Raw genomic sequence first — 11,488 nt, 5'->3', positions numbered from 1 at the left:
GCACGCCGCGCCCCGACAATCAACCCAAACGGCTGCCCGCCGCGCGTCAACCCGAGACGCGAAACGCGGGCTACAAACGTTGATAAAGCGATAAATACTCTTTCGCCGCCACCGGCCAGCCGAAGTCCACGCTCATGGCGTGGCGCTGAACGTGGCGCCAGTGTTTCGGCCGGCTCCACAGCACCATGGCGCGGCGGATGGCGTTGCCCAGCGCGACGGCGTCGCAATCGTCGAACACGAAGCCGCTGGCGGTGCCGTCGGCCAGGTTCTCCAGCGCGCAGTCCACCACCGTGTCCGCCAGCCCGCCGGTGCGGCGCACCAGCGGCAGCGTGCCGTATTTTAGGCCGTAGAGCTGCGTCAGGCCGCAGGGCTCGAAGCGGCTCGGCACCAGAATCACGTCGGCGCCGCCGATGATGCGGTGGGAGAAGGATTCGTGATAGCCGATCTGCACCCCAACCTGCTCGGGATAATCGGCGGCGGCGGCCAGAAACGCCTGTTGCAGCACCGCATCGCCGGCGCCCAGCATCGCCAGCTGCCCGCCCTGCGCCAGCAGCTCAGGCAGTGCCTGCAGCACCAGATCCAGGCCTTTTTGGCTGGTCAATCGGCTCACCACCGCGAACACCGGCAGCGATTCATCCACCTTCAGCCCCATGGCCTTTTGCAGATGCAGCTTGTTTTTGACCTTGCTTTTCAGATCGTCAGCGTCGTAGCGGGCGCTCAGCCGCGGGTCGCGGGCCGGATCCCAAATGTTGTCGTCCACCCCGTTGAGGATGCCGCTCAGCCTGCCCTGCCGCTGCCGCTCCTGCAGCAGCCCCTCCATGCCGTAGCCGAACTCCGGCCGGGTGATCTCGCGCGCATAGGTCGGGCTGACGGCGGTCACGTGGTCGGCATAAAACAGCCCGGCCTTGAGGAACGACATCTGGCCGTAGAACTCCAGGCCATAAACATCGTAAAACGACGCCGGCAGCCACAGCTCGGTCACGTGATGGGCAGAGAACAGCCCTTGATAGGCCAGGTTGTGCACCGTAAACACCGAGCGCGCCGGGTGGCCGTTGGCGGCCAGATAGGCGCAGCTCAGGCCGGCGTGCCAGTCGTGGGCATGCACCAGCTGCGGCCGCCAGTAGCGATCCAGCCCCTTGGCCAGCTCGCAGGCCATCCAGCCCAGCAGCGCAAAGCGGCGGTGGTTGTCGGGATAGGCGTACATGGACTGATCGTGGTACGGGCTGCCCGGCCGGTCATATAGCCAGGGCGCATCGATGAGATAGATGCCCACGCCATGGTAAGTGCCGTAACGCAGGCCGACCCGGCCGGCGAACGAGTCGATTTCCGCCACCAGCGAGGTGTCGGGGATGCCGTTGCGTACGTCAGGGAAAGCGGGCAATAGCACCCGAACATCGGCGCCTTCGGCGATTTGCGCCGCCGGCAGCGCGCCAACCACGTCTGCGAGTCCACCCGTTTTCAGTAGGGGGAACATTTCAGAACATACGTGTAAGACCTGCATTATCACTCCTGAAAGTCGGCCGAAGGCCTCTGGATAAGAAATAAAGCAGGCTTGCCGCTGTTATGCGTGCCGCGTTGCGCAAGCCATCGAACCGTTCATCAGGCGGCAGGCTATCGTTCTGCCGCCCACGTTAACTCACAATTTTGACAACATTTCGCGCGTCACCAGCACGATGCCGCCTTCCGAGCGATAAAAACGCTTGCTGTCCTCATCGGCGTTTTCCCCGATCACCATGCCTTCCGGAATGTGGCAGGCGCGGTCGATGATGCAGCGCCGCAGGCGGCAGGAACGGCCGACGTTCACGTCCGGCAACAATACGGTAGAGTCGATGGTGCAGAACGAGTTCACTCGCACGCGCGGGAACAGCACCGAATGCACCACCACCGAGCCCGAGACGATACAGCCGCCGGACACCAGCGAGTTCATGGTCATGCCGTGGCTGCCGGAGCGATCCTGCACGAACTTGGCCGGCGGCAGCGGCTCCATGTGGGTGCGGATCGGCCAGGCGCGGTCGTACATGTCCAGCTCCGGCGTCACCGACGCCAGATCGAGGTTGGCGCGCCAGTAGGCGTCCAGCGTGCCCACATCGCGCCAGTACGGCGGCAGATCGGGGTTGGAGGTCACGCAGGACAAGGTAAACGGATGCGCCCACGCCGCCTGCTGCGCGGTGATTTTCGGGATCAGATCCTTGCCGAAATCGTGGCTGGAGCCGGGGGTCGACATATCCTCTTCCAGCAGCTGGAACAGGTAGGCGGCATTAAAAATATAGATGCCCATGCTGGCCAGCGACATATCCGGGTTGCCCGGCATCGCCGGCGGATTGGCGGGTTTCTCCAGAAACTCGATGATGCGGTCGCTTTCATCCACCTTCATCACGCCGAATTCACCGGCTTCGCTGCGCGGCACCGGCAGGCAGGCCACGGTGCACTGGGCGCCCTTCTCGACGTGGTCTATCAGCATGCGCGAGTAATCCATCTTGTAGATGTGGTCGCCCGCCAGGATCACCACGTATTCGGCCTCATAGCGGCGGATGATGTCCAGGTTCTGATACACCGCGTCGGCGGTGCCTTTGTACCAATGCTCGGTGCTGAGGCGCTGCTGGGCCGGCAGCAGATCGACGAACTCGTTCATCTCCTCGTTGAGAAACGACCAGCCGCGCTGAATGTGCTGCACCAGCGTGTGCGACTGGTATTGGGTGATCACGCCGATGCGGCGAATGCCGGAGTTCAGGCAGTTCGACAGGGCGAAATCGATGATGCGGAACTTGCCGCCAAAGTGGACGGCGGGCTTGGCGCGGGTGGAGGTCAAATCTTTCAGGCGCGAGCCGCGGCCGCCGGCCAGGATCAGCGCTACGGATTTAATCGGCAGCTGGCGCGCCAACATCAGGGGGTCTTTATTTTCAAACCTAACCATAGCGGACTCCTTTTATTATTTCCGTACCAGAACGCAAAGCGAGCGCGCGGCCTGGTGCCAGGCGGGTAACACCGCCCGTGAGTCTTCCTGAGTGAACGGGGCGACAACCTGCCAATCGCCTTCCGGCAACCTCATCTCCACCGTTTGCGGCGTGGCGTTGACCAGCAGCAGCCAGCGCTGCGACAGCAGGATCTGCATGAGCAGATCGCCCTGCTCCCACTGCTGCGCGTCGAGCGGCTGCCCTTGCGCGTTCAGCCACTGCACGCTGCCGTCGTCCTGCTGCCACCAGCGGTCCTGTTGCAACGCGGGGATCTGGCGGCGCAGCGCGATCAGCGCCGCGACGTAATCGGTCAACGCGTCATCCGCCGTGGCCCAATCGAGCCAGGTGATGGCGTTGTCCTGACAATAGGCGTTGTTGTTCCCCTGCTGGCTGTGTCCCTGTTCATCGCCGGCCAGCAGCATCGGCGTTCCCTGGGACAGCAACAGCGTGGCGAGCATCGCCCGCTGGCTGGCCCTGCGGCGTTGCACAATGGCGTCGTCGGCGACCAGGCCTTCCACGCCGTGGTTGTTGCTGAAATTGCGATCGCTGCCGTCACGGTTGCCTTCGCCGTTCGGCTGGTTGTGTTTCTCGTTGAAGCTGACCACGTCCTGCAGGGTAAAACCGTCATGGGCGGTCAGCATGTTGACGGTGGCGTAAGGCGCCCGCCCGCGCTGGTTGTACAGATCGCTGGAGGCGGCGAAACGCCGGGCGAACTGGCCGAGCGACACGCCGCTCTGCAGCCAGAAACGGCGCATGTCGTCGCGGTAATGGTCGTTCCATTCGGCGAAGCGGCCGGGGAACGCCCCTACCTGATAGCCGCCGGGGCCAACGTCCCAGGGTTCGGCAATCAGCTTGCAGCGCGACAGCACATCGTCCGCCAGCATCGCCTGGAACAGCGGCGCATCGCGATCGAACCCCGGCGTGCGGCCGAGCACGCTGCCCAGATCGAAGCGGAAGCCGTCGACGTGGCACTCCCGCACCCAAAAACGCAGGCAATCCATCACCCAGGCCACGCCCTGCGGCTGATCGAGCCGCAGGGTGTTGCCGCAGCCGGTGTCGTTAACGTAGTCCCCTTCCGGCGTCAGCCAGTAGTAGCTCTGGTTATCGATGCCGCTCAGCGACAGCATCGGCCCGTCCCTGTCCAGCTCGGCGCTGTGGTTGAACACCACGTCGAGGATCACCTCGATGCCGGCTTGGTGCAGCGCCTTGACCGCATCGCGAAATTCGTTCAGCGGCGTGCCGTCGGTGCTCAGGCTGGCGTAGCGGTTGTCCGGCGCATAGGGCGCCAGCACGTTATAGCCCCAGTAGTTGATCAGCCCCAGCCGCTGCAGGCGCGGTTCGGAGGTATGTTGCTGCACCGGCAGCAGTTCCAGCGCGGTGATGCCGAGGCGTTTGAAGTGGGCGATCATCACCGGGTGCCCCAGCGCGGCGAAACTGCCGCGCAGCGCCGGCGGGATCTTCGGGTGCAGCAGCGTCAGGCCGCGCACGTGCGCTTCGTAAATCACCGTCTGCCCCCAGGGCGTGGCGGGCGGGCGATCGTCCTGCCAGTCGTACTGTTCGTCCACCACCACGCATTTCGGCATCAGCTCGGCGCTGTCGTGCGGATCAGGCTGTTCGTAACCGCCGTGCAGGTGCGGGTGATCCGCCACCGGCCCCTCCACCGCGCGCGCGGCCGGATCGAGCGCCAGCTTGTTGGGGTTGAAACGCTGCCCGTTCGCCGGGTCGAACGGGCCGTAGACCCGGTAACCGTAACGTTGCCCCGGCCTGCCGCCCGGCAAATAGCCATGCCAGATATCGCCGCTGCGCGCCGGCAGCGGCAGGCGCACTTCGCGTTGCTGGCCGTCGAACAGGCACAGCTCCACCCGCTCTGCGTGCGCCGAGTACAGGGTAAAGTTGATGCCTTCGCCGTCGTAATGCGCGCCCAGCGGCGCGGCGAGGCCGGCAGTCAGCTCCGTCATGGCGCCTCCCGCAGCAGATAAATGGTCGCCAGCGGCGGCAGCGTCACGCAGATGGAAAAGTCGCGGCCGTGGCTACCGACCGCTTCGGAAGAGACCCGCCCCTGATTGCCGGCGTTGCTGCCGTGATAGTGGTGCGAATCGGTATTGAGGATCTCGCGATAGTCGCCGGCGCGTGAGAGGCCGATGCGGTAGCGGTAGCGCGGCACCGGGGTAAAGTTGCTGATGGCGATCAGCTCATTGCCCTGCGAATCGTAGCGCGCGAACGCGAATACCGAGTTGTCGTGATCGTCGACCACCAGCCACTCGAAGCCGTCCGGGCGGTAGTCACGCTCGTACAGCGGCGCCTGCTGCCGGTAGCAGTGGTTCAGATCGCGCACCAGCCGCTGCACGCCGTTGTGCCAGTTATCCAGCCCCTCCAGCAAATGCCAATCGAGGCTGGTATCGAAATTCCACTCGCGCCCCTGCGCAAACTCGCAGCCCATAAACAGCAGCTTTTTGCCCGGATGCGCCCACATAAACCCGTAATAGGCGCGCAGGTTGGCGAACTTTTGCCAGGCGTCGCCCGGCATGCGGTCGAGGATCGATTTTTTGCCATGCACCACTTCATCGTGCGAGATAGGCAACACGAAGTTCTCGGTATAGGCATACAGCATGCCGAAGGTCATCTGGTTGTGGTGATACTTGCGGTGCACCGGATCGCACTTCATGTAATTGAGCGTGTCGTGCATCCAGCCGAGGTTCCACTTGTAGTGGAATCCCAGGCCGTTGGCGTCCGGCGGCAGGGTGACGCCGGGATAGTCGGTGGACTCCTCCGCCAATGTCACCGCGCCCGGCTGCGCCTGGCCGATAGTCTGGTTGGTATAACGCAGGAAGGCGATCGCCTCCAGGTTCTCGTTGCCGCCGTAGTAATTCGGCACCCACTCGCCGTCGGCGCGGCTGTAATCGCGATAGATCATCGACGCCACCGCATCGACCCGCAGCGCGTCGATACCGAAACGCTCCAGCCAATACAGCGCGTTGCCCGCCAGGTAGTTGCGCACCTCGTGGCGGCCGTAGTTGTAGATCAGCGTATTCCAGTCCTGGTGGTAGCCCTCGCGCGGATCGGCGTATTCGTACAGCGCGGTGCCGTCAAAATTCGCCAGGCCGTAGGCGTCGCTCGGGAAATGCCCCGGCACCCAGTCGAGGATCACGTTGATGCCCGCCTCATGCGCCGCCGCCACGAACGCCCGGAAATCGGCCGGCGTGCCGAAGCGCCGGGTCGGTGCATACAGCCCCAGCGGTTGGTAGCCCCAACTGCCGTCGAACGGATGCTCGTTGATCGGCAGCAGCTCGATATGGGTAAATCCCATGTCCTTCACATAGTCGATAAGCTGCACCGCCAGCTCGCCGTAGCTGAGCCAGAAATGGTTGTCGGTGTGGCGGCGCCATGAGCCGAGATGCACCTCGTAGATGGCGATCGGCTGGTCAAAATCGTTGGCGCGGCGGCGCGCCTGCGTCGACGGCACCACCTCCGGCAGCGGCGCCACCAGCGAGGCGGTGTCCGGGCGCATCTGCGCCTCGAAGGCGTAAGGATCGGCTTTCAACTGGGTATTGCCGTAGCAATCGACGATTTCATATTTGTACAGCTGGCCGGCCCGCACGCCGGGCAGGAACAGCTCCCAGATGCCGTTTTCACGCCGCAGACGCATCGGATGGCGGCGGCCGTCCCAGAAGTTGAACTCCCCCACCACCGAGACGCGCTGGGCATTGGGCGCCCAAACGGCAAAGCTGACGCCGTCGACGTCATCCAGCGTGGCGAGATGAGCCCCCAGGCGTTCATAGGGGCGCAGGTGCGTGCCCTCGGCCAATAGCCAGCTGTCGATGTCCTGCAGCAGCGGGCCAAACCGATAGGGATCGTCGACAGTCTGTTGGTGATCGCGCCAGCTGACCTGCAGCTGATAGCGGAAAGGATTTTTGCGCCGCGGCACCACGGCACTGAAGAAGCCGCGCGGATCGTCGCAGTTCAACTGCACCAGCCGCCGGCCGGTTTGCTGTTCCACCAGCCAGACTGCGCCAGCGTCCGGCAGCAGCGCGCGCACCTGCAGACCGTTATCGGTCGCATGCATGCCAAGCAGAGCAAAGGGGTCGGCGTAATGGCCGGAGATGATCTGATCAATCACGTCACGATCGGGAAGTACAGGCATAGTCTTCTTCCTTAGATTAACAGCATGATCTAAGCACGGCTTGTTGGTTATTCCTTGGCCGTTTTGGTCATCATGCAATGCATTCGGTATCCAAAGCGTGATTGCGGTCGGTTATTGACCAATCTTTACTCTGCCGACCTGAATTTCGCTCTTTATGCTTATTTTTAGAAATATTTCAGTCATGGTGAAAAATTGTTCGCCCATGCGTTAAGCATAGCCAATGTCTGTTAAAAACTGCTCAGCATTGCTCAGGAAAATTCTTCATTAAGAAAACTGCCAGCCTGGCGGCGCCGGCATGCGGCGGCCGACGAGGAGATATGCGGGGTACAGCTCATTGAAGCAGGGCTTGCGATGACGTTGCCCGACGCGGACGCGGCGAACAAAAAAGTGGAAAATAAGGCTTTAGGGGGCTGAAAGTAGCCAGCCCCCAGGAAGTGCGGGTTTACAGCAGAATACGCAGCATGCGGCGCAGCGGCTCGGCCGCGCCCCACAGCAGCTGGTCGCCCACGGTGAACGCCGACAGGTACTCCGGCCCCATATTCAGCTTGCGCAGACGGCCGACCGGCGTATTCAGCGTGCCGGTCACCGCCGCCGGCGTCAGTTCGCGCATGGTCAGCTCACGGTCGTTCGGGATCACGCGCACCCAGTCGTTGTGCGTCGCCAGCATCTGCTCGATTTCCGGCAGCGACACGTCTTTTTTCAGCTTCAGGGTGAACGCCTGGCTGTGGCAGCGCAGCGCGCCGACGCGCACGCACAGGCCATCGACCGGGATCACGCTGCCGGTGTTCAGAATCTTGTTGGTTTCCGCCTGGCCTTTCCACTCTTCGCGGCTCTGGCCGTTGTCGAGCTGCTTGTCGATCCACGGGATCAGGCTGCCGGCCAGCGGCACGCTGAAGTTATCGGTAGGCAGTTTGCCGCTGCGGGTGGCCTCGGTCACCTTACGCTCGATATCCAGAATGGCGGAAGCCGGATCCTGCAGCTCCTTCGCCACGTCGGCATGCAGCATGCCCATCTGGGTCAGCAGTTCGCGCATGTGGCGCGCACCGCCGCCGGAGGCCGCCTGATAAGTGGCGACCGACGCCCACTCCACCAGATCGTTGGCGAACAGGCCGCCGAGCGACATCAGCATCAGGCTGACGGTGCAGTTGCCGCCGACGAAGGTTTTGATGCCGTTGTCCAGGCCCTGCTGAATCACCGCGTGGTTGACCGGATCCAGGATGATGATGGCGTCGTCCTGCATGCGCAGCGAAGAGGCCGCGTCGATCCAGTACCCCTGCCAACCGCTGGCGCGCAGCTTAGGATAAACTTCGTTGGTATAATCGCCGCCCTGACAGGTAATAATGATATCGAGCGCGCTCAGCGCGTCGATGTCATACGCATCCTGCAGCGTGCCCTGCTGGCCGCCGAAGGCCGGCGCGGCGGAACCGTGCTGCGAGGTGGAGAAAAAGACCGGGCGAATGGCGTCGAAATCGCGCTCTTCCGTCATGCGTTGCATGAGAACCGAGCCGACCATTCCGCGCCAACCGATGAAACCAACGTTTTTCATAATATCTGTGTCCCGCCCGGATAAGGGCTTATGTAGGTGATAACGAGTTGTGTGCAATATCTCCTCACCTTACAAAATGTCGGCGCGGGCGCAAAGTGAATTTATTCGATGGCTGGGGATTTCTCAGCAATCCTTCTTATAGGCAAGGACGCGGCCGGAAAGGCCGAGGCGTTTTCCCGATCACGAGGTCACCATGACAGAGATGATTTCCGCTACGGTATTGCTGTTTTTAATTATGGATCCGCTGGGCAACCTGCCGATTTTCATGTCGGTGCTCAAGCATCTGGAACCGCGCCGCCGCCGGGTAGTGCTGATCCGCGAGCTGCTGATCGCCCTGCTGCTGATGCTGATCTTCCTGTTCGCCGGCGAGAAAATTCTGGCGTTCCTCAACCTGCGCACCGAAACCGTCTCCATTTCCGGCGGCATCATCCTGTTTCTGATCGCCATCAAGATGATTTTCCCCACGCAGGAGGGCAACAGTTCGGGGCTGTCCGCCGGCGAAGAACCCTTTCTGGTGCCGCTGGCGATCCCGCTGGTGGCCGGGCCGTCGATTCTGGCGGCGCTGATGCTGCTGTCGCACCAGTATCCGCACCAGCTGCCCCATCTGGTGGCGGCGCTGTTGATCGCCTGGGGCCTCTCTGCGGCCATTTTGCTGATGTCGAACCTGTTCCTGCGCCTGCTGGGCAGCAAAGGCGTCAGCGCGCTGGAACGGTTGATGGGGCTGATTCTGGTGATGCTGTCGACCCAGATGTTCCTGGACGGCATACGGGCTTACATGAAGCTGTAGGCGCCTGGCGGCGCCGACGACGGCCCGCGCTCAGCGGGCGGTGATGCGGTTGATGCAGGCGAGCGTGTCGGCGACCACGCCGTCCAGCGGCTGGTTGATGTCGATCGCCTGCACATCCGGCTCCTGCTCGCCCGGCTCTTCCAGCGTGGCGAACTGCGAAACCAGCATCTGCGGTTTGAAGAAGTGGCCCTTGCGCTGTTTCAGGCGCTCCTCAATCACCGTCTTGTCCCCTTTCAGGTAGAGGAAATGCAGGTTGCGATTGCCTTCGCGCAGGCGGTCGCGATAGCTTTTTTTCAGCGCCGAACACACCAGCAGCGACACCGGGTTGGTGCGTTGCATGGCGAAGATGGCGTCGTTCAAGGCCGCCAGCCACGGGGCGCGATCGTTGTCGTCCAGCGCGTGCCCGGCGGCCATTTTGTTGATGTTGGCGCGCGGGTGCAGGTAATCGCCGTCCAGCATGGCGGCATCGGCCTCGTGGGCGACGGCGCTGGCTACGGCGGATTTGCCGCTGCCGGAGACGCCCATCAGGATAAATACGTGATTCTGCGGATTACTCATTGTGTCATGCCCTTATGGGAACTGGCGCGAGCGCGCCAAATGCGTCCCGACTGATAAAGATACTCTGGAACGCCGACGCCCCGCAGGGCGCCGGATAAAGATTATACGACCGTCGCCAGCAGCAGGCAGCCCACCAGGCCGCACACCGAGATGATGGTTTCCAGCACCGACCAGGATTTGATGGTTTCCATGATGCTCAGGTTGAAGTACTCCTTGAACAGCCAGAAGCCCGGATCGTTAACGTGCGAGAAGATAACGCTGCCGGAACCGACCGCAATCACCATCAGCTCAGGGCTGACGCCGGTGGTGGCGATCAGCGGGGCGACGATGCCGCCGGCGGTGATCGCCGCCACGGTGGCGGAACCCAGCGCCAGACGCAGCGCGGCGGCGATCGACCAGGCCATCAGAATCGGCGAAACGTTGCTGCCTTCCATCAGGCCGGCGATGTACTGCTCGACGCCGCTGTCCACCAGCACCTGCTTGAAGGCGCCGCCGCCGCCGATGATCAACAGCATCATGGCGATGATTTTAATCGAATCGGTGATGGTGCCCATCACTTCATCCATGGTGCGGCCGCGGTTCAGGCCGAAGGTGAAGATAGCGATCAGCACGGCGATCAGGGTCGCCATCACCGGGTCGCCGAAGAACTCGGCGAAGCGCAGCAGGCTGTGGCCCTTCGGCAACACCATTTCAGCGACCGCGCGCAGCGCCATCAGGATCACCGGCACCAGCGACGTGGCGACGCTGACGCCAAAGCTCGGCATCTCCGCTTCGGTAAAGGTTTTCGGGTTGTACAGGCCTTCCGGCACCGGCTTGTCGATGCCTTTCAGGAAGCGGGCATAAACCGGGCCGGCCAGGATCACCGTCGGGATCGCCAGCAGCGTGCCGTACAGCAGGGTTTTACCCATATCGGCATGGAAGATGGTGGCGATGGCGGTCGGGCCCGGGTGCGGCGGCAGGAAGCCGTGGGTCACCGACAGCGCGGCGGCCATCGGCACGCCGACGTACAGCAGCGGGATGCGCGCGGAGGCGGCGATGGTGAACACCAGCGGCAGCAGCAGCACGAAGCCCACTTCGTAGAACAGCGCGAAGCCGACGGTGAAGCCGGTCAGCACCACCGCCCATTGAATGTGTTTTCTGCCGAACTTGTCGATCAGCGTGGTGGCGATGCGCTGCGCGCCGCCGCAGTCCGCCAGCAGCTTGCCGAGCATGGCGCCGAAGCCCATGATCAGCGCCAGGCTGCCCAACGTGCCGCCCACGCCGGCCTTGATGGAGCCGATGACTTTATCGACCGGCATGCCCTGTGCGATCCCGACCGCCAGGGCAACCAGCACCAGAGAGATAAAGCCGTTCAGCTTGAAGCGGATCATCAGCAGCAGCAGCAGCGCTACGCCGCCTGCAACAATCACTAATGGCATAATTTTTCTCCAACCTTTTATCGCGACTCTCTTTACGATAGGCGTAAAGCGTGCGGTTGTTTTATTTTTAGGCTCTTTCCCGGT

At 62.8% G+C, this 11,488-nt stretch carries 8 protein-coding genes; 1 reads left to right on the top strand and 7 read right to left on the bottom strand.

From position 1 onward, the window contains the following. Positions 1-70: 70 nt before the first annotated feature. From glgA to asd, 5 genes are all read right to left on the bottom strand, one after another. Positions 71-1,501, bottom strand: a complete 1,431-nt coding sequence (glgA, locus tag REA38_RS20165) for a glycogen synthase GlgA (RefSeq protein WP_308886522.1) — start codon at positions 1,499-1,501, stop codon at positions 71-73. 135 nt (positions 1,502-1,636) lie between these two features. After that, the gene (glgC, locus tag REA38_RS20160; RefSeq protein WP_033636334.1) at positions 1,637-2,914 is read right to left on the bottom strand and encodes a glucose-1-phosphate adenylyltransferase; all 1,278 of its coding nucleotides are present in this window, start codon (positions 2,912-2,914) and stop codon (positions 1,637-1,639) included. A 15-nt stretch (positions 2,915-2,929) separates the two neighbouring features. Further along, positions 2,930-4,912, bottom strand: a complete 1,983-nt coding sequence (glgX, locus tag REA38_RS20155) for a glycogen debranching protein GlgX (protein ID WP_060420149.1) — start codon at positions 4,910-4,912, stop codon at positions 2,930-2,932. Further along, on the bottom strand, positions 4,909-7,095 hold the full coding sequence (gene glgB / locus REA38_RS20150) for a 1,4-alpha-glucan branching protein GlgB (protein WP_047570194.1): 2,187 nt from the start codon (positions 7,093-7,095) through the stop codon (positions 4,909-4,911). Before glgB ends, glgX begins: the two co-directional genes overlap by 4 nt. Before the next feature lie 442 nt (positions 7,096-7,537). Then, entirely contained in the window at positions 7,538-8,641 is a 1,104-nt protein-coding gene (gene asd / locus REA38_RS20145; protein ID WP_308886520.1) for an aspartate-semialdehyde dehydrogenase, read from the bottom strand. Between the two features lie 193 nt (positions 8,642-8,834). Between asd and REA38_RS20140 the strand changes: the two genes are divergently transcribed. Then, positions 8,835-9,428 carry a YhgN family NAAT transporter gene (locus tag REA38_RS20140; protein ID WP_033654449.1) on the top strand — a complete coding sequence of 198 codons (594 nt, stop codon included), beginning with the start codon at positions 8,835-8,837 and terminating at the stop codon, positions 9,426-9,428. Between the two features lie 30 nt (positions 9,429-9,458). Here the strand turns inward: REA38_RS20140 and gntK are convergent, their stop codons facing one another. Both gntK and gntT read right to left on the bottom strand, forming a co-directional pair. Continuing rightward, positions 9,459-9,986 carry a gluconokinase gene (gene gntK, locus REA38_RS20135; RefSeq protein WP_033636338.1) on the bottom strand — a complete coding sequence of 176 codons (528 nt, stop codon included), beginning with the start codon at positions 9,984-9,986 and terminating at the stop codon, positions 9,459-9,461. 101 nt (positions 9,987-10,087) lie between these two features. Then, the gene (gene gntT / locus REA38_RS20130) at positions 10,088-11,404 is read right to left on the bottom strand and encodes a gluconate transporter (protein WP_033636339.1); all 1,317 of its coding nucleotides are present in this window, start codon (positions 11,402-11,404) and stop codon (positions 10,088-10,090) included. Positions 11,405-11,488 lie beyond the last annotated feature (84 nt).

Origin of the sequence: Serratia sp. MF1(2023), assembly GCF_030954545.1 — a bacterium.
Taxonomy (GTDB): Bacteria; Pseudomonadota; Gammaproteobacteria; order Enterobacterales; family Enterobacteriaceae; genus Serratia; species Serratia sarumanii.
The sequence above is the reverse complement of the archived record's forward strand: the minus strand, read 5'-3'. Positions and strand labels throughout refer to the sequence as shown.

Coding starts and splice junctions, on each gene's coding strand:
- glgA (WP_308886522.1), bottom strand. CDS start 1,501: ATGCAGGTCTTACACGTATGTTCTGAAATGTTCCCCCTACTGAAAACG.
- glgC (WP_033636334.1), bottom strand. CDS start 2,914: ATGGTTAGGTTTGAAAATAAAGACCCCCTGATGTTGGCGCGCCAGCTG.
- glgX (WP_060420149.1), bottom strand. CDS start 4,912: ATGACGGAGCTGACTGCCGGCCTCGCCGCGCCGCTGGGCGCGCATTAC.
- glgB (WP_047570194.1), bottom strand. CDS start 7,095: ATGCCTGTACTTCCCGATCGTGACGTGATTGATCAGATCATCTCCGGC.
- asd (WP_308886520.1), bottom strand. CDS start 8,641: ATGAAAAACGTTGGTTTCATCGGTTGGCGCGGAATGGTCGGCTCGGTT.
- REA38_RS20140 (WP_033654449.1), top strand. CDS start 8,835: ATGACAGAGATGATTTCCGCTACGGTATTGCTGTTTTTAATTATGGAT.
- gntK (WP_033636338.1), bottom strand. CDS start 9,986: ATGAGTAATCCGCAGAATCACGTATTTATCCTGATGGGCGTCTCCGGC.
- gntT (WP_033636339.1), bottom strand. CDS start 11,404: ATGCCATTAGTGATTGTTGCAGGCGGCGTAGCGCTGCTGCTGCTGCTG.